Genomic DNA, 19,950 nt, shown 5'->3' with positions numbered 1-19,950 from the left:
GGAGACAGACCGATGACTCGCTTCCTCGACGTTCCCGCCACCGCCCGACTGATCGCCAAAACCGGCGTCACGCCGTTCCTGCGAGAGCTCGTCGACACGCTGCGCGCCGACTATCTGCACTGGGCCGACTTCGACAAGTCGCCGCGCGTCGCATGCCACTCGCGCGACGGCGTGATCGAGCTGATGCCGGTCGCGAACGCGTCGCTGTTCGCGTTCAAGTACGTGAACGGCCATCCCGTGAACGCCGCGCGCGGCATGCATACGGTGATGGCGTTCGGCGCGCTCGCCGAAGTCGACACCGGCTACCCGCTGCTGCTCGCCGAACTGACGCTGACCACCGCGCTGCGCACGGCCGCGACGTCGGTGCTGGCCGCGCAGGCCCTCGCCCGTCCCGACTCGCGCACGATGGCGCTGATCGGCAACGGCGCGCAGAGCGAATTCCAGGCGATCGCGTTCCACACGCTGCTCGGTATCGACGAGATCCGCGTCTTCGACGTCGATCCGCTCGCGACCGACAAGCTCGTGCGGAACCTCGCCGCATATCCGGCGCTGCGCATCGTGCGCGCCGCGTCGACCGCCGATACCGTGCGCGGCGCCGACATCGTGACGACCGTCACCGCGGACAAGGCCTATGCGACGATCGTCACGGCCGACATGATCGAGCCCGGCATGCACCTGAACGCGGTGGGCGGCGATTGCCCGGGCAAGACCGAGCTCGAAGCCGGCGTGCTGCAGGCGGGCCGCGTGTTCGTCGAATTCGAGCCGCAGTCGCGCATCGAAGGCGAGATCCAGCAGATGCCAGCCGACTTCCCGGTGACCGAACTGTGGCGCGTGCTGCAGGGCGAGACGAGCGGCCGCGAGCGCGCGGACGAAGTCACGGTGTTCGACTCGGTCGGCTTCGCGCTGGAGGACTACTCGGCGCTGCGCTACCTGTACGCGCTCGCGCAGCAGCACAACGCGGGCGTCGAGATCGCGCTGATTCCGCCGGCCGTCGATCCGAAGAACCTGTTCGCGCTGATCGACGATCCGGCCGCGATCGCACAGGGTCACGCGGCGTTCGTGACCGAAGCCGTCGCCGCGTTCGCGCGCTGATCGACCTCCGCGGGCGGCCGGTGAGCCGCCCGCTCTCCTGCCCTTCGCTCCCGCCTTTCATGAATCTCGTATCGATCCAGGCGCCGTCCGCCGTCGTGTTGATCCGGCCGCACCGCTTCGTGCCGAACCCGCAGACCGCGGCCGACAACGCCTTTCAGCGCACAGCCGGCAACGGCGCGGGCAGCCCGTCGTCGGTGTCGGCCGCCGCGCGCGACGAGGTCACGGCCGCCGCGCGGATTCTCGCCGATGCGGGCGTACGCGTGCACGTGTTCGACGACCACGGCGAGCGCGGCACGCCCGACTCCGTGTTCCCGAACAACTGGTTCTCGACGCATCCGGGCGGGCACGTCGCGCTGTATCCGATGTACAGCGCGAATCGTCGCCGCGAACGGCGCGCGGACGTGATCGAGATGCTGAAGGCCGAGTACCGCGTACAGGACGTGATCGACTACTCGGGGCTCGAATACGACGACGTGTTCCTGGAAGGCACGGGCGCGATGGTGCTCGATCACGTCGCGCGAATCGCGTACACCGCGCGTTCGCGCCGTGCCGATCCGGTCGCGCTCGAGCGCTTCTGCACGAATTTCAACTTCGAGCCGATCTGCTTCGACACCGCCGACGCGAATGGAAAGCCGATCTATCACACGAACGTGATGATGAGCGTCGCCACCGAATTCGCGATGGTGGGGCTCGACCTGATCGCGGATCGGCGGCGCCGCGACGAGATCGCGCACCGTCTGACCGAAACGGGCCGCACGGTGATCGCGCTCGATCACGCGCAGATCGCGAACTTCGCGGGCAATACGCTGGAACTGTCGGGCAACGACGGGCGCGTGCTCGCGTTGTCGCGGCGTGCGTTCGACTGCCTCACCGGCGAGCAACGCGCGACGATCGAACGCTCCGCGCGGCTGCTGCCGCTCGACGTGCCGACGATCGAGCTGGCCGGCGGCTCAGTGCGCTGCATGCTCGCGGGCATTCACCTCGCGCGGCGCGCGGCAACCCGTGACGTGAAGGAAACCGAATCGGGGGAAAGGCAACGCGAACTCGTGTCGCATGCCTGAGAGACAGAGACGGGCCGCGACGCACGACCCGACTCGACAGGATGATGCTTCGATCTGCGAACCGGATCGAAGCCCCGCGCCCTTGCGTCAACCGGCCAGCAGCTTCAACCCGGCCGGCAGCGTTTCGCCGAACACGCGCGCCGTGTCGGCTTCGTCGAACGCGATTGCTTCGCGCACCATGTCGATCCACGCCGCCGACGCATTCGCGGCCGACAGCCGCTTGATCACCGCTTCGCGCGTGTCGTCCGGCAAATCGCGTTCGCGGTCGCCCGTCATCCGCGCGATTTGCGCGGCCGCGAAGGCCGCGGGTTCGACCTGCTTCCAGTCCAGCGCGAACAACGCGTCGAGCCAGCGGTTCGCGATCCCGGCCGGCACGACACTGTGCGCGCTGCCGTAGAACGGCCGGCGCGCACCGATCCGCCCGAGCGCCCACGCGCACAGCGTGCGCTCGGCCGGCTTCTGCAATTGCACGATCAATCGCTCGGCCAGTTCGACCTTGCGCTCGACCGGCAACCGTTCGAGCGACGCGGACAAGCGCGTCATGTCGGCCGGGCCGACCTTGGCCGGGTCGAACGGCAGCTTACGGCGCTTGTCGTCGGACGGTTCGAGGAATGCGATCGCGTCGCGCACCTGGGTCTGCGCATCGTCGTCGAGGCCGCCGGCCACGCGCCGCCACAGCGTCCACCACTCCGACCACACCTGCGCGTCGTTCACGTACTGAATCCCGTCGTCGAACAGCGGCCACAGCTGCTCGATGCGCCATGCATCGAGCGGATGGCCGAAGCCGGGGCGCAAGCAATAGCCGGCCAGGTTCAGCCATGCCCGCTCGTGATCGGCCGAGCGCCGCCGACGACGCGCCCGTGCGAGCAACGCGTCGAACAGTTCGCGCGCGAGCGCGACGTCCCACTCGTCGCGCGGGCCGAGCACCTGTTCAAGTTGCGCGCGCAACCGTCGCGTGTCCTTCGGCGTGACGCCGGCGGCCTTGCTGCCGAACGAGCGGTCGATCAGCTCGATCGCGTGATCGAGCCGCGGATGGCGCGCCAGCGCGGCGCCGTCGCCCTGCGCGGGCGCATCGCCGCGCAACTGGAATTCGAGCCGCCAGCGCCGCGATGCATCGTCGGTCGCGATGCAGTGCATTTCGAGCGTGCCGACCTCGGTCAGCGACGCGGTGAGCTTCACCGGCGTTTCGCGGGCGTCGCCGCCGGCCTGCCGGTCGACGACCGTCGCGATCGGCGGCAGCCGCACGAAATCGCCGCCGTCCAGCTCGACGAGATCGCCGGGTTGGTACGCGGTGTCGGCCACCGTCGACACGAGGTGGAAACGTACCGGCTGCCCGAGCTGCAGCGCGAAGGTGCGCTCCTCGAGCCGGATCTCGCGGCCTTCCTCGGCACCGCGCGGCAGCAGGCAGACGCCGCGCGGCGCGGCGTCGCCGTCACCCTCACCGTCGTCGAGCACGAGGAAATAGCTGCGCGCGGAGCCACCGCCGATGCGCGGCGCATGCCCGGCCCGCGCCAGGCCATATGCCACCGCGCCGCGCGCGACGGCCACATCCGGATGCGCGTTGTGCAGCACGTCGAGCGGTGCGCCGCGCCATGCGCCGAGCGTCTGCGCGAGGCGGCCGGCGAGTGCGCCCGCGCGGAACACGCCGCCGTTGAGCAGCAGCGTGTCGGGCAGCGGGCCTTCCGCATGACGGTTCAGGAACGCGGCGACGTGGCGCGTGACGCCCGGATCGCTCGCATACGGCAAGCCGAATTCGACGATCGCGGCCCGCACACGGCGCGGCAGCTCGCCGGCATCGACCTGCGGAAAGAAGCCGTCGACGACGACCTGTTCGACTTCCTGCCGCGTCAGCTCGGCCGAGCGCGCGCCGCCGACGAGCTTGCTGCCCGCGCCGAGCAGCGTCACGGTGACGGATGCCGGCGCGTCGTCGCCGAGCAGCCGCTCCTTCGCGGCGCGACAGCGTTCGACGAGCTGCGACAGGCTCGCGGCGGACAGCCGCGTGCCGGGCTCGGTCAGCCGCGTCTCGACCAGGCGCGCAAGCGCGAGGTCCATGTTGTCGCCGCCGAGCATCAGGTGATTGCCGACGCCGACACGCGTGAAGGTCGGCTCGCCGTCGTCGCCGGGCGCGACATCGACGAGCGTGAGATCGGTCGTGCCGCCGCCGACGTCGCAGATCAGCACGCGGCGCGCCGCGGCGAACGTGTCGCGCAACGTCGCGCGCTGGCCGTACAACCAGTCATAGAACGCGGCCTGCGGTTCTTCGAGCAAGCGCAGCGCCGGCAGTTTCGCGCGCCTGGCGGCCTCGACCGTCAACGCGCGTGCGCCGTCGTCGAACGAGGCCGGCACCGTCAGGATGACGTCCTGCTTCGCGAGCGGCGCATCGGGAAAGCGGGCATCCCACGCGGCACGCACGTGCGCGAGGTAGCTCGCGCTCGCGTCGACCGGCGACACCTTGTCGACACCGTCGGCCGCGCCCCACGGCAGGATCGCCGCGAGCCGGTCGACCGATGCGTGCGACAGCCAGCTCTTCGCGCTGGTGACGAGCCGGCCCGGCACCTGGGCGCCGAGCGTGCGCGCATAACGGCCGATCACGGCCGGCGGCGCGTCGGCCGCGGCCTTCGAAGCAACCGTCCACGGCAGACGCAGCGCGTCCGGCGGCAGTTCGCCCGCCGCCGGGTGATAGCGCACCGACGGCAGCAGCGGCTGCGCGGCCACCGCGCCGGGGCCGACCAGCTGATCGACGTCGAACACGCGGATCGCGTCGGAGCCGGCCTCGACGTATGCGACGACCGTGTTGCTCGTGCCGAGGTCGATGCCGACGGTATAGCGCTTCATCGCGCTCAGGCGGCGCCGCGCACGTCGAACTCGACCTTCCAGCGCTCGTCCGTCCCGCTCGGGATCGCCTCGAGCTCGAGCGTGCCGGCTTCGGTCACGCGCGCATGCAGCTTCACCGGCACGATCTCGCCGACCGTGCGCCCTTCGGCGGGCAGCGTGGCCTGGATTTCCTCGAGTTCCTGCAGTTCCTCTGCCGACCAGTAGTCGAGCAGCGTGCCGACCTCGTCCTGACGGCGCACCGACGACCCGAAGAAGCGGAACTGCACCGGTTCGCCGACGACGAGCCCGAACTCCTGCGGCGGCAGCGCCGCATCCGAGCCTTCCTCCATCCCGAACGGTGCGACGCACAGCGCCTGCACCGGCGGTTCGAGCCCCGGCACGGCGGGCATCGCCGACTCGATCGCGACGTAGTACGCGCGCGCCGTGCCGCCGCGAATACGCACGCCACGGCCGCGCTTCACGAAGCCGTAGTACGCGGCGCCGCGCGCGACCGCGAGATCGAGGTCCGCGCCTTCGAGCAGGCGCGCGGCCGGCGCACCTTCGGCGGCGAGCCAGCTGTTGAGCGTATCGAGCACGCGCTGCGTGAGCAGCGCCGACTTGAACACGCCGCCGTTGAACAGCACGGCGGTCGGATGCAGGAACGTCGCGCCTTGCGGCAGCGTGCGCTGCACGCCTTCGAGCGCGTCGAGCGCCGCGACCTGGCGACCGAGGAACGCCGCGAGATGGCGCGTGATGCCCGCGTCCTGCGCATACGGCAGGCCGAGCTGCGTCAGGCCGACGCGCGCGCGGCTCACCGGCCGCGCAGCCGCATCGACTTGCGGGAAGAAGCCTTCGAGGATCGTCTGCGTGAGTTCCGCGCGCGTCAGTTCCGTGCGGATCGACCCGCCGATCAGCTTCGAGCCGCGGCTCGGCACGACGAGCGGCACCGCGTCGGTCGTCGGGTCGGACAGCAGCGTTTCCTTCGCGGCGCGGCACGCGTAGGTCAGCGCGCGCAGTTGCCACGGATCGGCCTGCGTGCCCTGCTGCGCGAGCTTGCGTGCGACCACGTGCGCGAGCGCGAGGTCCATGTTGTCGCCGCCGAGCAGGATGTGCTCGCCGACCGCCACGCGATGCAGCTCCAGGTTGCCGTCGCGCTCAACCACCGCGATCAGCGACAGGTCGGTCGTGCCGCCGCCGACGTCCACGCACAGGATCAGGTCGCCGACCTGCACCTGCTTGCGCCAGCCGCCTTCGCTCTTCTGGATCCAGCTGTAGAGCGCCGCTTGCGGCTCCTCGAGCAGCGTCATCCGCGTGTAGCCGGCGGCACGCGCGGCTTCCGCCGTCAGTTCGCGCGCGGCCGGGTCGAACGACGCGGGGATCGTGACCGTCACGTCCTGTTCGGCGAACGGGGCATCGGGATGCGCGTGGTCCCACGCTTCGCGCAGGTGCGTCAGGTAGCGGATCGAGCTTTCCAGCGGCGACACCCGCGCCACTTCGGGCGGCGCATCGCTCGGCAGGATCGCCGCGCGGCGATCGACGCCCGGATGGCACAGCCAGCTCTTCGCGCTCGACACGAGGCGGATCGGCGTGCCCGCGCCGCGGGTGCGCGCCATCTCGCCGACCGCGAAGCCGCGCGAGTCCGTCCACGGCAGCGTCAGGTCGCCCTGCGTCAGCTCGCTTTCATGCGGAAGATAGAGGAACGACGGCAGCAGGTCGCGCGACTCCAGCGCGCCGGGCGCGGTCAGCTGCGCGATCGGCAGCACCTGCTGCGTGATTTTTTCGCCGTCGCTTGCGGCGCTGTCGACGTACGACAGCGCGCAGTGGGTCGTACCGAGGTCGATACCAATCGAATAGCGCGGATCGCTCACAGTTCCACCTCCGCCGGTGCGACCACCGATGCGTCGTGGCTGCCCGTCAGCTTCGGCAGGCGCACGTCGGCCACGCGCCAGCCGCGATGGCTGACCGTGCCCGTGAACGGCGCCGCGCCGACCACGTTCCCCGTCACGCGCACGGCCGTCGCGTCGAAGCCGGCCGGCAGCGTCACGCGGCTGCCCTCGGCTTCATCGCGCACCGGCACGATCGTGAAGTGTTCGCGCAGCGCGGCACGGCAGCCGTCGTGCACGAGGCGTGCGGCGGCGCCGATATCGGCGTCCGCGTAGCCGGCGATGTCTTCCTCGACGAAGTCGATGAAGCGCGCATCGCGCTGCAGCAGGCCGAGCAGTTGCAGTGCGGCTTGCGGGCTCGCTTCGCGCAGCTCGGGCGCCGGCGCCTTCACGGGCGCGGGTGCCGGCGCCGCGGCGGGGGTCGGGGCGACCGGTGCCGGGGCGACTGGCGCCGGCGCGCCGTCGCGCAGGCGCAGCACGCCGGCCGCGAACTCGCGGTTGCCGAGCACGGAGAAGAACGTGCCGACGGCCAGCGATAGCCGGCCGAAGAAGGACAGGTTGGTTTCGGGCATGGGGTCTGGACTCCTGTGGGCTCGCGACGCGGCGAGCAGCTTGCCTGGGCGCCCGGCGACGGCGTGCGATTGCGCACTGCCGCCGCCCGGCGCGTGATTCGGACGCGCCCTCTCGGGTGCGGAAAACCCGTATTTTGCCCTGTGGCGGGCGAATCGGGCAGAAGTTGGGGGACAGAACATGGCGGCACGGCGGTTTCGCGCCGCGCCGGATTACGTCGGACTACCGGCTATCTGCGCTCGGCCGCGATGTTGCAGCGCGTCAGCGCGGCGTGCGGCGGCGCGCCGCCTTCGCTTCGAAATCGCGTGACAGCATGCCGAGCGTCACCTCGCCGAAGCGCGCGAGCAGCACCGCCTCGGCCTCTTTCAGCGTGGCCGACAGATGCGCGTTGACCGCCTGTTCGACCAGGCATTCGGGCGCATCCTCGGACACCAGATCCGAAAACACCGGCGGCTCGCCCACCGCGCGATAGACGTCGAGCAGCGTGATGTCGTCGAGCGCGACGGCGAGCGCCCAGCCGCCGCCGTGGCCTTTTTCCGACTGCACGTAGCCGCTATCGCGCAAGCCGCCGAGCAAGCGCCGCACGACGACCGGATTCGTGCCCAGCATCGCCGCGATCGCCTCCGACGTCAGCGGGCCGTCGGCCTGGTCCATGTGGATCAGCGCATGCAGCATGCGCGACAAACGGCTATCGGTTCTCATGGCCGGACTGCTCCCACTCTCGAAACTCCTGAAGTTGCATGAATGATACCATCGACCTATCATGCAACTTCTCGTGTTTCATGAGTTGACCGCCATCGAAGCACGTTCTTCGCTGGCACGGATTCCGGAAAGGGGTGCACACATGCAGAACCATCATGAAGTGATCGTGATCGGCGGCAGCTTTGCCGGGCTGTCGGCCGCGATGCAACTGGCGCGCGCGCGACGCCGCGTGCTCGTGATCGATGCCGGACAGCCGCGTAATCGTTTCGCCGAGCATGCGCACGGCTTTTTCGGGCAGGACGGCAAGCCGCCCGCGCGGATCGTCGCCGACGCCGCCGCGCAACTCGCCGCCTATCCGACCGTGCAGCGGATCGCCGGCGAAGCGCGCACCACCGAGCGCGATGCGAGCGGCCACTTTCACGTGACGCTCGCGGACGGCAGCCGCGCCAGCGCCGACCGGCTGATCCTCGCAACCGGCATCCGCGACGCGTTGCCCGCGCTGCCGGGTCTTGCGGAGCGCTGGGGCGTCAGCGTGCTGCATTGTCCGTATTGCCATGGGTACGAGGTGTCGGATCGGCAACTCGGCGTGCTGGCCACCCATCCGCTGTCCGTGCATCAGGCGATCCTGATTCCGGACTGGGGGCCGACGACGTGGTTCACGCAAGGCGTGGTCGAACCGAATGAAGAGGAAGCCGCGTTGCTTGACGCACGTGGCGTGCGTATCGAGCGGTCGCCGGTCGTCGAGATCCTCGGCGACGCACCGCATATCGAAGCGTTACGGCTCGCCGACGGGCAGGTCGTGCCGATCGAGGCGCTGTTCATCGGCGCGCGTACGGAGATGGCGAGCGATCTCGCGCAACAGCTCGGCTGTGCGTTCGACGAAGGGCCGCTCGGCGTGGCGATCCGCGTCGATACGTGGAAGCAGACGAGCGTTCCCGGCGTGTTCGCGGCCGGCGATGCGTCGAGCCTGATGACGAATGCGACGTTCGCGTCGGCATCGGGCGTCGCCGCCGGCGTGGGCGCGCATCGTTCGTTGATTTTCGGGCTGGACGCGTGACGGGCACGAAGCCGCAGGTCGGTTGATGCCGTGTAGCGCTACCGTCTTCACGCGATGTGTTGTTTAATGCTTCGCAACGCCAGCATTAAGAGACATGCAATGCTCGATCTCGAAGACCTGCGACTCGTCCGCGCGATCGGCGCGTCGCGCTCATTGGCATCCGCCGCTCGATTGCTCGACCTCACCCCGCCCGCGGTCACCATCCGCCTGCAGCGGATGGAGGCGCGGCTGGACGTACGCCTGGCCGTGCGACAGCCGAAAGGCATCGCATTGACCGACGAAGGCCAGCGGCTGTATCAGGAAGCCGTCGAGATTCTCGAGCGCGTCGAGGCGCTGCCGGTCAACATCTCCGGTGATCACGGCGACGTGCAGGGCACGCTGCGCGTCGTCGCGCCGTTCGGCTTCGGACGCAAGTACGTCGCGCGGATCGTGCGCGACGTGCAGCGCGCGCATCCGAAGCTCGAGATCTCGCTGCACCTGTCGGAGAGCCCGCTGGGCAGCGCGTCGGGCGCCGACGTGGTCGTGCATGTCGGCACCCTGAAGTCGTCGTCGTGGATCGGCTATCCGCTCGCACCCAACGAGCGCTTCCTGTGCGCGAGCCCCGGTTACGCGCGTCGCATCGGCGAACTGAACCATCCGTCCGACCTCGCCCGCTACGACTGCCTGTGCCTGCGCGAGAACGACGAGGACGTCCCACGCTGGCACTTCTCGCAACCCGGCGACAACAAGGGTGAAGCCAGGCGATCTGCGGTGATCCGCGTCACGGGCGCGCTTTCGTCGAACGACGGCACCGTCATCACCGACTGGGCACTGGCCGGGCTCGGCATCGTGGAGCGCTCGGAATGGGACGTCGCGCCACTGCTCGCGAACGGCAAGCTGGTGAGGCTGCTGCCCGACTGGCATCTGCCGCCCGCGCCGGTGACCGCGCTGCTGCCGTCGCGCACCGGCCGCTCCGCGCGGCAACGGGTTTTTCTCGACGCCGCGAAGCAATTTCTCGATCCGCCGCCATGGCGCGGCAAGGCCTGAGCGGCATTCCACGATTAAATGCGGCTTAATGATCGATTTGGCACGCGTTAAACACGCGGCTTGCCAACCGCCCTACAGTGTTCGCTGTCGGCAACCCACCGAGGCAACGCACCATGGGCATCCCACCCCTCAATACACCCGCCGCATTGATCGACGTCGATCGCATGCGCAACAACATCGCGCGCATGCAGGCGCATCTCGACGCGCTGGGCGTCAAGTTCCGGCCGCACGTGAAGACCACCAAGTGCCGGCAGGTCGTCGACGCGCAGATCGCGGCCGGCGCGCAGGGCATCACGGTGTCGACGCTGAAGGAAGCCGAACAGTTCTTCGCGGCCGGCGTGCGCGACATCGTCTATGCAGTCGGGATAATTCCGGCCAAGCTGGGTCAGGCGCTCGCGCTGCGCCGCCAGGGCTGCGACCTGAAGATCGTCGCCGACAGCCCGGAGACCGCGAATGCGATCGCCGAATTCGGGCGCGAGCACGGCGAGCGCTTCGACGTGTGGATCGAGGTCGACGTCGATGGCCACCGCTCGGGGATTCGGCCCGACGATGCCCTGCTGATCGACGTCGGCCGCGCGTTGGTCGATGGCGGCATGGCGCTCGGTGGCGTGCTTGCTCACGCCGGCTCCAGTTATGAATACGACACGCGCGACGCGCTGGTCGCGATCGCCGAACAGGAGCGCAGCCGCACCGTGCACGCCGCCGAGCGCCTCAGGGCGGCCGGCTTGCCCTGCCCGGTGGTGAGCATCGGTTCGACGCCGACTGCGCTGTCCGCGACGAACCTCGACGGGGTGACGGAAGTCCGCGCAGGCGTCTACGTACTGTTCGACCTCGTGATGCACAACATCGGCGTGTGCGCGCTGGGGGACATCGCGCTGTCGGTGCTGACCACCGTCATCGGACACCAGGAAGAAAAAGGCTGGGCCATCGTCGACGCGGGCTGGATGGCGATGAGCCGCGATCGCGGCACCCAGCGGCAGGCGCGGGATTTCGGCTACGGGCAGGTGTGTACCGAAGACGGCGACGTGCTCGGCGAATACGTCATGAGTTCGGCCAATCAGGAGCACGGCATCGTGTCGCGCATCGATACGCCCGACACGCGCATCGCGCAGCGGTTTCCGATCGGCACGCGTTTGCGGATCCTGCCGAACCATGCGTGCGCGACCGGTGCGCAACATCCGGAATACCACGCGCTGAGCGGCGACGGCACGGTACAGACCTGGCCGCGCTTTTACGGGTGGTGAGCGCCGCGAGCACGGCAGCCGGTGCGGCGATTCAATGCCCGGCTCCCTCAGTCGGACTGAATTGACAGTTTGTCTACATCTGCACAAACTCTAAACATTGCGATTCGCATTGCTCCACAGGCTCGCCCACCCATGCCGACAGACGCTCAACTCCTTCTTCTCGACCGCGACGTGGTCGAACCGGCCCTTCAAGCCGAACAAGTGACGGCGGCGGTCCGCGAGGCCTTCGTGCTGCATAGTCAACGCGCCGGACGCGTGTTCCCGGTCGTCCGCGAGAAGCTGCATACCGGCGGCGTATTCGGGATCAAGTCGGGCGACGTCGCGAGCCAGGATCTGCTCGGTTTCAAGGCGGCCGGGTTCTGGCCCGGCAATCGCGGCCGCGGCGGCGAACCGCATCAGGCGACGATCGCGCTGTTCGATCCGGCCACCGGCCGCCCACTCTGCATCATGGACGGCAACGCGATCACCACGGCGCGGACTGGAGCGGCAGGCGGCCTCGGGCTGCAGGCGCTCGCCCGCCGCGACAGCACGCGCATCTGCGTGTTCGGCACCGGCGTGCAGGCGCGCGTCCAGCTCGACTATGCGATCAGGCTGCTGCCGCAACGGTGCGCGGTGCAGTACGTGACAGTCAGCGGCGAAGTCGATCCGGAGTTCGAATCGGCATTCCGCGAGCGCTGCGACATCCGCGTCGCACGGGACCGCAACGATGCAGTGGCCGACAGCGACGTGGTCATCACGGCGACACCGGGCGGCGGCCCGCTGTTCGAAGCGGATGCGGTGCAGCCCGGCACACATCTGACTTGCGTGGGCGCGGATACCGCGGGCAAGCGCGAACTTCCCGAGCGCGTATTGGAGCGTGCGCGGATTTTCGTGGACGATCACGAGCAGGCGCGCAGCATCGGCGAGTGTCAGTGGGCGCCGGATTTGCCGCGCACTGAAATCGGCGACGTGCTCTCCGGGGCTGTATCGGTCGATCGCACGGCGAGCGAGATCACCGTGTTCGACATGACGGGGCTCGCGCTGCAGGACCTGACCGTTGCGCGCTTCCTGTATCGGCACGCGGTCGAACGCGGCGCGGGACGCGCCATCCCGTGGCCGTGGTGAATGGCGACTGCGTGGTATCTTCCGTCGCCATGCACCTGACCAACGTTTCCGCCATCTCGTTCGATCTCGACGACACGCTGTGGCCGTTCGGACCCTCCGTCGAACGGGCCGAAGCGTCGCTGCATGCGTGGCTGCTCGCGCACGCGCCCGAGACTGCGCGTGTTCTGCCCACGTCGCAGGCGCTGAACCAGTTGCGCGACGAATACGAACGCTTGCGGCCGGATCTGGTCGGCGACTACCGTGCGTTGCGCATCGGCTCGATCCGGCTTGCGCTGGAACGCGCGAACGAAGACGTCACGCTGACCGACCGCGCATACGACGTGTTTTATGCCGCGCGGAATCGGGTCGAGTTCTTCGACGATGCATTGCCGGCGCTCGCGTGGCTGAGCGCGCGCTTTCCGCTGATCGCGGTGACGAACGGCAATGCGGACCTTCGGCTGACCGGCGGCGGCGAGTTCTTCCGCGACACGCTCAGCGCGCGTGCGTTCGGCTTCGCAAAACCCGAGCCGGAGATCTTTCATGCGGCCGCCGCGACGCTTGGCGTGCCTGCGGGGGAACTGCTCCATGTCGGGGATGATTACCACCTCGATATCGTCGGCGCGTTGAATGCGGGGCTTCAGGCGGCGTGGGTGGTGCGCGACACGCATCCGGACGGGGAACACGTTCGGCAACGAGCGGCTTCCGCACATCTCACACTGCGCGACCTGTCGTCGCTGTGTCGGGCGCTCGGCGGCCCCGACGAGGTGTCGTAGACATTCTTAAGACGATCGGTCTGATCGAATCCTTCGATATGAATCGCCTGCTGTTCGGCAGCGTAGCACCCATACCGTGCGACACGTCTACCAAACTCGCATATCGGGGCGACAGAAACCCGAAACAATATCCATTAGCTCAAGAATCACCATCTGCCCGGATCACCGCTAACCTCGCTAACTACAAGGGCCGCTAACGCGGCCCTTGTAGTTAGTTACTGCTTGATGCGAAACGCCTCTTGCAGCGTTACTTCATCATCCCAATCCCCATCTTCGAAGCATCTAACAACCCTACTGCTCAATGCTCCTTGCAATAAATTGTACAAATTGGGCGATCTAAAATTAACTTCCAGCCATAGTGCTCGATCACTCTCTTTTGTCAACCTAGCATCATACTCAGCCAACGTCTGTAGGCCCCGGTCCTTCAGGCAGACTTCCTGAGCTTGCGCTTTGACACAGGCGTCACTGGACTTCAGTGAATCGATGACAAGCTGCGCTGAGGCAGCGTCGTCAAACACCAATCTATATTCGTAACTCATGATCCGTGCGGCCTCCCTCGAACGGCTGGCAGATCCGCAGGGTTACGGGACCAATGTGCGTTGGATCCGGTGATACAAGCACCTCCGCTGGAGCGCGATATAGTGCTCGAGTAATGCCTCCAAGAATATACTGCCGATCATGATCGGTTATCGAGATTGTACTTGGCGACTCTAGAAACATCCTCGTCCTCATCATCCGCAAGCCTTCTGACTACTGAAATAGGAGTCCTTTTATTCGAAGCGATGCCCTGCCGAACGATCGCATCAAGATCCCTTGACAATATATCAAATAATTCATCAGATAATTTCCTCTTCACGGCAATGAAACGACGAACATCAGGTTCAAATTTGCAAAGCAACGTCAAGATCTCAAGCGGAACCGTCTTGTTATAAGCAACCCATTTCCTGTATTCCGGGAATCTATCAATAATATCTTTCCACACTGAAACAGGAGCATCGTCAGTCGCAGCGCGATCATACTCCTCCTTGATAGAACTATCTCGTAGCGCGACAAACTCTTCAGCAGAGTAAATCATTTCGGCTCCTTGAATTTCAATCAATCCTCTTCCCGGAATCGCTCTGATGCTTATTCATTTAATTACCACATACATCTCCACCCTCCATCCATACACCATTTTTATCGCATAATTTCCAGGCCTGTTTCCATGCCCCGTTTATCCTTCGGACCACCATATTCCTGTACTCGGATCTCGCACATACTCAGCGTAGTCGACGCCAGGGACGTGTAGTACGGTTTGGAACAATCCTGCCATTGCGGTCAAATCCCCCTTCATTATCGTCGTACTGCGTCGGTCATGCTGGTTACGAACAGCAAGTCCCCGTGATCATTTTCCGCAAGCATCCACGAGAAGTCTTTGGGGACTACGTAATACTCAAAGAACCGACATTCTTTTATAACTTTGGAGATCGCCTGAATTGGAGCATCGAAGATAAACTTTTCCTCGTCACCCTCATCCACTACAAACCATACGTCTCGCGTCGAGGAAGGAGCCAACTCAGCAAGATGCAAGTAGCCACTATCGTCTTCATACTGAAATACAATTGGCTTCTCTTTTAAACTTGTCCACCAAGCACGCGGATTTCCATCAACAAATATGCCGTGAATTTTTCGTAATAGTGCTTCCCTATTGCTTGGCTGCTGATCACTCAGGCCGCAATTCTTCAGTGCAATGGATAGTTCAGCCTTGAAATCGTCGGCATCAAGATTTTCCATTACTAGACACCTCCTCACAGCTTTTGGTCGGGCCTATGGGGATGTTGTGGTCCCTCATAAGTAATATTTCCGCGCTGACACCCGCATCCTCGTTTGCCAGCAGTCTGCCATCCAATGTGGGGTTTATCGTGGCCTTGCGCCGAGTCCATATCTGCATGAGGTGCGTCATATGCTACTTTGGCGCCACCTGCACCTTTGAACTCAACAACGGTACCTGTTACTGGATCCATTTTCGAGAACGCTACGTTCTCTGGATTAGTCATTCCCGCCTTTTCAAACGCCCCCCGTCTAGCCGTATCGAAATCAGGTGCATTGGAAACCGTAGCGAGCCCTAGGGGATCGACCCACTGTACTGGATTCGGCGCGTATTGATAAACGTTGACGCCTCCTTGCAGCCCGATGGGGTCTTTCGACACGAACCGCCCAATATCCGGATCGTAATACCGATACCGGTTGTAATGCAGCCCCGTCTCTTCATCGTGATACTGCCCCTGAAACCGGATCGCGTTCGCCACTTCATTCGGCTCCTGCGTCTCCCGCCACACCGTCTTCTCACCGCCCCACGCCCGATACCGACCCAGCCACACCACCATCCCCGCGTCATCCAGCAGTTCCTGCGGTGTCCCCAGATGATCGTTCTGGTAGAACAGCGTCGCATGCCGCGTCTTGGCCGGCACCTGGACGAAGCCGCCGTCCGTGCCCGTCGCAATGAACGCCGCCTCCACCAGCGTCTCGTCCAGCCGTGCCAGCGGCACGAACGTGCCCGGCTCGTGCAGGTACAGCGACGCGCCCTGCCACTGCCGCCGCTCGCCGAACGTATGGGCCCGCTGCGCCACCGGCACCGAGTACGCATCGTCCGGATCCTCACGTACCACCTGCGGCGCGCGATGTGCGAGCGGATCGCGCTCACCCAACTGCGGCGGCGGGACGTGGAATCGCTCCTCCATCAACAGCACGTCGCCGTCCCACGTGAACACCGTTCGATCGACGCTGCCGTTCTTGCTCGCCACTTCCTTCAACCGGCGACGGCCGAACGCGTCATAGGTGAAGCTCACGCACAACTCCGGGCGCACCGTGCCCGGTATCGACGTCACGCCGCTTTGCGTCCGCTCGATCCGGTCAACCTCATTCGCCGCCGGCGGCTTCGCGTAACGATCGGCCCGTTTGAGCCGGTTCGCCGCATCGTACTCGTACAGCCACGTCACCCCACCCGGTTCAGTCTTGCGCACCAGGTTGCCCTGCGCATCGTGATCGTAGCGTGTGCGGTTCAGTTCCTTCAGCACATTGCCGACGCACTTCGGCAGCGCGTCGTACCAACTGGACAGCGCATTGAACTCCTCAGCCATCCGCAAGCGCTTCGCGAGTTGCTCGTCCGGCAATCGTTCGCCCGGATGGGCGTCCCACCACGCGCGATCCTGCGCCATCTGCCGCTGCATCCGCGCCGTGACAGACTCGATCGTTTCCTCGCTCGGGCGCGGCGGGATATTCTCCGGATCCACCGGATTGCCCGCCGGATCGAACGCAAACACCTCCTTCAAATCCAGCGTCGTCGCCTTCAGCAAACGCCCGGTGGGATCGTATGCGTAATCCGTGACGCCGCGCGTGCGGTCGTCGATGCGCGTCAACTGGCCCGCCGCGTCGTAGCGCAGCTCGCGCCCGACGATCCAGTCTTTCGGTAACGTCCTTTGTACGTCGTGACGCACGATCATCCGTTTCAGCCGGCCCAGCGGATCGTATTCGCGCCGCTGCTCGAAGTGCCGATATTGACGGTGGGTCTCGCGATGCAGCGCGTCACGCTCGAAATCCACGAGCGGCTGACCGTCCAGCAGTACGCCATGCAGATGACCCGAGCCGTAGCGCAGCCAGTCGATCGTCCGCGTATTCGGCAGTTGCGTGCGGATCCGGTTGCCGAGCACGTCATATTCATGCCGGGTCACGGTCGTATAGGCGCTGTCGGTATCCGGGTAGATCGTCTGTTCTTCCGCGATCAGGTTGTCGGCGTCGTCATAGTGCAGGGTCACGCGACTGCCGTAACCCTGCGCGGTTGTGAGCCGACCGCGAGCGTCGTAATAGAAACGCTCGATCACCTGAGCGCGACCGCTCGCGCCCTTCATCTCCCGCCGCGTCAGGCGGCCGAGCGGATCACGCGCGTAGCTCGTGTCGATATCACCGGTCTGCGAGCCGATCAGTTGCCCCGTGTCGTCCCACCGGTAGCGAGTCGTGCCGCCATCGAAGTCCGTCTGCTCGGCGAGGCGCCCCAACTGGTCGTAGCTGAACCGCATCTGGTCGCGGTTCTCGTTGGTCAGCGTGTCCAGCCGCCATTGCCGGTCGTATCCGTACGCGAGTTCCCGGCCTGCGGCGTCCTTGCGCCAGATCGGCTGCCTGCGCGCGTTGAACATGTATTCGGTGGTCTGGCGCGCGCCGTCGCGGTACGTGCGCAGGTTGCCTTCGCCGTCCCACGTGAAGCGCTCTTCGGTGCCATCCGGATGCGTGACGCTAGTGACCTGTCCGCGCGCATCGCAGCTGTACAGCGTAATGTGCCCCGCTGCATCGGTGATCCGCGACAGATGACCGCGCTCGTCGTATCCGTAGTACGTCGTGTGGCCGGAGCAGTCGGCCGCCTCCGCCAGCCGTCCTCCGTGGTCGTAACGAAAGCGCTTCACGCCGCCCTTCGGGTCGGTCAACGACAGCAGCTCACTTTGGGCGCCCCATGCGTAGCGGGTCGTGCGACCTGACGCATCCGTCACCGAGACCGGGCGGCCGAGCGGATCGTATTCGGTTTGGGTGACGCGGCCGTCCGCGGTCGTGACCGTGACGGGCAGACCAGCAGCATCGTATTCAGTGCGCGTCGTATTGCCAAGCGCGTCGGTTTCGGCAGTGAGGCGCCCCTGCGCGTCATAAGCGAAACGTTGCGTGTGACCCAGCGCGTTCTTGGTGCCGACGAGACGGTTCTGTTCGTCCCATTCATAGGACTCGGTCGAACCATCCGGGTGTTCGACCAGCACGATCCGGTTGTGGAAGTCGTAGCGGTGGGTGGTGGCATGACCATCCGCGTCGGTGACCTTGGTGTACCAGTGTTCACGGTGGTACTCGAAGCGCGTGTCGTCCTGGACGTGCTGCCCTTCGGTGCCGTACCAGGTGCGCACACAGCGCGCATCGGCCGGCGCCGGCACGCCTTCGCGTCGCCCCGGCCAGTCCCACGTCAGATTCGCGGGGTTGCCGTTGAAGTCCGTATAGCGCGTGAGCAGGTGCTGCTCGTACGCATACGTGCGCCGGAAGCCGAGCATGTCGACGTGGCCGGTCAGGTCGCCTTCGGCGCTGTACGTGTAGTACGCGAGGGCTTCGTTGGCGAGGCCCGGGACGCCCGCGCGGTAGATCGCCGCAACCCGGCCGTCGACGTAGTCGATGCGAATCGCGTTGGCCATGCCATCGCTGATCGTCGTGAGTTCACCGGCTGCGTTGTAGGTGAAGCTCAGGCCGAGGCCGTCGCGGTTCGTCCGGGAGACGAGGCGGTAGCGCGCCGATGCAATGAAGCCATGCAGTTCGTAATCCTCCCGACTGCCGTCGGGATAGCTCAGTCGAATGCGGCGCCCGTCCAGCCGCGTCACCGTGAACTGTTCGGCCGGCACCTCCACCGATTCCCCCATGCCGACTGGCGGCAACGGCACCGCCCGGCTATCGGGATCGAAGAACGTCAACGTTCCATCCCGTTCCGCCAGCGACAGGTGATACGCGCTACTCCAGCGCGCGCCCAGCGGGCTCCCGTCATAGGCCGCGAGGCTCGACCGGTAGCGTCGCGTCCACACGATCGGCACGACGCCGTCGAGCACGAAGTCGGTCTGCTCGAGGTTCTCGTCGCCCATCGCGTAATTGACCGGCTTCGGGGTCGTGGTTTTCGGGCACCCGCATCCGTTCTTCGCTGGCAGCGGGCTCGGCGCCGCGCCTTTCTGCGTCGAATCACGGTGCTCGCCCGGCTTCCGGTGCGGCTCGCGCATCGTGCCCGGCGCGGCCTGCGCCACATGCGACGGGATCCTGCGTGCCTTGCGGGCCTTGATCTCCGCGGCGATCTGCCCGGCCATGAACAGCAGACTGCCGGCTTCCTCCACACTGCCGAACGCCCGGTCGAGCATCGGCCCCGCATCGCGATCGAACGCGTCCAGCCACGCGACGATCGCGTCGCGCTGCCCCGAGACCTCGAGCAACCGGTCAATGCCAATGAGCGCGATCTCCTCCGTCGACGGCACCCACGACAGGAAGCCCGTGTTCTTCTTGACCCGTCCCATCTGCTCGGCCACGGAGACGGGATCGAGCACGAAGCGGCGCACCGTGCGCGAGGCTTCGCGCACGCCTGCGACGATGTCGGTCTTCCATTTCGCGAGGGACACGTCGAGTTCGGCCATGAACGCAAGCACGTCGCCACCGGCCGTCGCCCAGAACAGGTCGACCAGCACCGCCGCGCCCGCGCCCTTCGCGAACGCGAGCAACACCTCCTTGACGATCGCGCGCGCCGGCCGCGTCGCATTGCCCGCCGCCGGCACGACGCCGATCGCATCGATCGCGAGGATCCCCCAATTGAGCACCTTCCCGGTGCCGCCCGGCTCGCTGCAGATCCGATAGATATCGACGCCGACGTCGTACAGCGACATCGCATTGCCGACGAACGGCACCATGTACAGGCACTGCACGAAGATTTCGAGGCCGTGATTGCCGACCGATTCGGCGTCGGCCGGGATCAGCGTCGGAGACGTCCGGGGCGCGGGGACCGGACCGACGATGACGCGCCGTGCTTCGGCATTCTGAAGAAGTGCCTTCGGAATCTGGCGCTGAGGGGTAGAAGGTGTGGCGGTTCCGGTCATGGTTGTTATCTGTCTA

14 protein-coding genes are annotated in these 19,950 nt (G+C 66.2%); 7 read left to right on the top strand and 7 right to left on the bottom strand.

Annotated features, from left to right (window positions below; genetic code table 11):
* The first annotated feature begins 12 nt into the window (after positions 1–12).
* Positions 13–1,092 (top strand): ornithine cyclodeaminase, encoded by a 1,080-nt coding sequence (locus ACP26O_RS24445; protein ID WP_175666128.1) that lies wholly within the window; start codon positions 13–15, stop codon positions 1,090–1,092.
* 59 nt (positions 1,093–1,151) lie between these two features.
* On the top strand, positions 1,152–2,153 hold the full coding sequence (ctlX, locus tag ACP26O_RS24440) for a citrulline utilization hydrolase CtlX (protein ID WP_175666127.1): 1,002 nt from the start codon (positions 1,152–1,154) through the stop codon (positions 2,151–2,153).
* An 87-nt stretch (positions 2,154–2,240) separates the two neighbouring features.
* Here ctlX and ACP26O_RS24435 read toward each other — a convergent pair whose 3' ends face one another.
* The 4 genes from ACP26O_RS24435 to ACP26O_RS24420 all read right to left on the bottom strand — a co-directional run bounded on the left by ACP26O_RS24435 (position 2,241) and on the right by ACP26O_RS24420 (position 8,122).
* Positions 2,241–4,988: an Hsp70 family protein gene (locus ACP26O_RS24435; protein WP_175666126.1), complete on the bottom strand. Its 2,748-nt coding sequence runs from the start codon at positions 4,986–4,988 to the stop codon at positions 2,241–2,243.
* A 5-nt stretch (positions 4,989–4,993) separates the two neighbouring features.
* Positions 4,994–6,835 (bottom strand): Hsp70 family protein, encoded by a 1,842-nt coding sequence (locus ACP26O_RS24430; protein ID WP_175666125.1) that lies wholly within the window; start codon positions 6,833–6,835, stop codon positions 4,994–4,996.
* The gene (locus tag ACP26O_RS24425; protein WP_012365375.1) at positions 6,832–7,422 is read right to left on the bottom strand and encodes a DUF2760 domain-containing protein; all 591 of its coding nucleotides are present in this window, start codon (positions 7,420–7,422) and stop codon (positions 6,832–6,834) included. The genes ACP26O_RS24430 and ACP26O_RS24425 overlap by 4 nt, the downstream gene beginning before the upstream one ends.
* Positions 7,423–7,681: 259 nt before the next feature.
* Positions 7,682–8,122, bottom strand: coding sequence for an Rrf2 family transcriptional regulator (locus tag ACP26O_RS24420; RefSeq protein ID WP_166726329.1), 441 nt, complete (start codon positions 8,120–8,122; stop codon positions 7,682–7,684).
* Between the two features lie 142 nt (positions 8,123–8,264).
* On the opposite strand from ACP26O_RS24420, the gene ACP26O_RS24415 reads away from it, so the two are divergent.
* The 5 genes from ACP26O_RS24415 (at position 8,265) to ACP26O_RS24395 (ending at position 13,305) form a co-directional block, all read left to right on the top strand.
* Positions 8,265–9,179: an NAD(P)/FAD-dependent oxidoreductase gene (locus tag ACP26O_RS24415; RefSeq protein ID WP_175666124.1), complete on the top strand. Its 915-nt coding sequence runs from the start codon at positions 8,265–8,267 to the stop codon at positions 9,177–9,179.
* A gap of 99 nt (positions 9,180–9,278) precedes the next feature.
* Positions 9,279–10,205, top strand: coding sequence for a LysR family transcriptional regulator (locus ACP26O_RS24410; RefSeq protein ID WP_175666123.1), 927 nt, complete (start codon positions 9,279–9,281; stop codon positions 10,203–10,205).
* A 113-nt stretch (positions 10,206–10,318) separates the two neighbouring features.
* Positions 10,319–11,449 carry a DSD1 family PLP-dependent enzyme gene (locus ACP26O_RS24405; protein ID WP_175666122.1) on the top strand — a complete coding sequence of 377 codons (1,131 nt, stop codon included), beginning with the start codon at positions 10,319–10,321 and terminating at the stop codon, positions 11,447–11,449.
* 132 nt (positions 11,450–11,581) lie between these two features.
* Positions 11,582–12,553: an ornithine cyclodeaminase family protein gene (locus ACP26O_RS24400; RefSeq protein WP_175666178.1), complete on the top strand. Its 972-nt coding sequence runs from the start codon at positions 11,582–11,584 to the stop codon at positions 12,551–12,553.
* Positions 12,554–12,582: 29 nt separating this feature from the next.
* Positions 12,583–13,305 (top strand): HAD family hydrolase, encoded by a 723-nt coding sequence (locus ACP26O_RS24395; RefSeq protein ID WP_175666177.1) that lies wholly within the window; start codon positions 12,583–12,585, stop codon positions 13,303–13,305.
* A 676-nt stretch (positions 13,306–13,981) separates the two neighbouring features.
* Here ACP26O_RS24395 and ACP26O_RS24390 read toward each other — a convergent pair.
* The 3 genes from ACP26O_RS24390 to ACP26O_RS24380 all read right to left on the bottom strand — a co-directional run bounded on the left by ACP26O_RS24390 (position 13,982) and on the right by ACP26O_RS24380 (position 19,934).
* Entirely contained in the window at positions 13,982–14,380 is a 399-nt protein-coding gene (locus tag ACP26O_RS24390) for a hypothetical protein (protein WP_175666121.1), read from the bottom strand.
* Between the two features lie 257 nt (positions 14,381–14,637).
* Positions 14,638–15,078: a DUF6756 family protein gene (locus tag ACP26O_RS24385; protein WP_175666120.1), complete on the bottom strand. Its 441-nt coding sequence runs from the start codon at positions 15,076–15,078 to the stop codon at positions 14,638–14,640.
* A 14-nt stretch (positions 15,079–15,092) separates the two neighbouring features.
* Entirely contained in the window at positions 15,093–19,934 is a 4,842-nt protein-coding gene (locus ACP26O_RS24380) for a polymorphic toxin type 47 domain-containing protein (RefSeq protein ID WP_175666119.1), read from the bottom strand.
* Between the last annotated feature and the right edge of the window lie 16 nt (positions 19,935–19,950).

The sequence above is a fragment of the Burkholderia sp. R-40 genome, from assembly GCF_049942845.1.
GTDB classification, from domain to species: domain Bacteria; phylum Pseudomonadota; class Gammaproteobacteria; order Burkholderiales; family Burkholderiaceae; genus Burkholderia; species Burkholderia ambifaria.
Note: the sequence above shows the minus strand (reverse complement) of the source record. Positions and strands in the feature narration are given on the sequence as shown.

What these genes read in the sequence shown, in the direction of transcription:
- ACP26O_RS24380 (WP_175666119.1), bottom strand. Translation starts at nt 19,934, where the DNA reads ATGACCGGAACCGCCACACCTTCTACCCCTCAGCGCCAGATTCCGAAG.
- ACP26O_RS24395 (WP_175666177.1), top strand. Translation starts at nt 12,583, where the DNA reads ATGCACCTGACCAACGTTTCCGCCATCTCGTTCGATCTCGACGACACG.
- ACP26O_RS24400 (WP_175666178.1), top strand. Translation starts at nt 11,582, where the DNA reads ATGCCGACAGACGCTCAACTCCTTCTTCTCGACCGCGACGTGGTCGAA.
- ctlX (WP_175666127.1), top strand. Translation starts at nt 1,152, where the DNA reads ATGAATCTCGTATCGATCCAGGCGCCGTCCGCCGTCGTGTTGATCCGG.
- ACP26O_RS24425 (WP_012365375.1), bottom strand. Translation starts at nt 7,422, where the DNA reads ATGCCCGAAACCAACCTGTCCTTCTTCGGCCGGCTATCGCTGGCCGTC.
- ACP26O_RS24445 (WP_175666128.1), top strand. Translation starts at nt 13, where the DNA reads ATGACTCGCTTCCTCGACGTTCCCGCCACCGCCCGACTGATCGCCAAA.
- ACP26O_RS24405 (WP_175666122.1), top strand. Translation starts at nt 10,319, where the DNA reads ATGGGCATCCCACCCCTCAATACACCCGCCGCATTGATCGACGTCGAT.
- ACP26O_RS24410 (WP_175666123.1), top strand. Translation starts at nt 9,279, where the DNA reads ATGCTCGATCTCGAAGACCTGCGACTCGTCCGCGCGATCGGCGCGTCG.
- ACP26O_RS24420 (WP_166726329.1), bottom strand. Translation starts at nt 8,122, where the DNA reads ATGAGAACCGATAGCCGTTTGTCGCGCATGCTGCATGCGCTGATCCAC.
- ACP26O_RS24390 (WP_175666121.1), bottom strand. Translation starts at nt 14,380, where the DNA reads ATGATTTACTCTGCTGAAGAGTTTGTCGCGCTACGAGATAGTTCTATC.
- ACP26O_RS24415 (WP_175666124.1), top strand. Translation starts at nt 8,265, where the DNA reads ATGCAGAACCATCATGAAGTGATCGTGATCGGCGGCAGCTTTGCCGGG.
- ACP26O_RS24435 (WP_175666126.1), bottom strand. Translation starts at nt 4,988, where the DNA reads ATGAAGCGCTATACCGTCGGCATCGACCTCGGCACGAGCAACACGGTC.
- ACP26O_RS24385 (WP_175666120.1), bottom strand. Translation starts at nt 15,078, where the DNA reads ATGGAAAATCTTGATGCCGACGATTTCAAGGCTGAACTATCCATTGCA.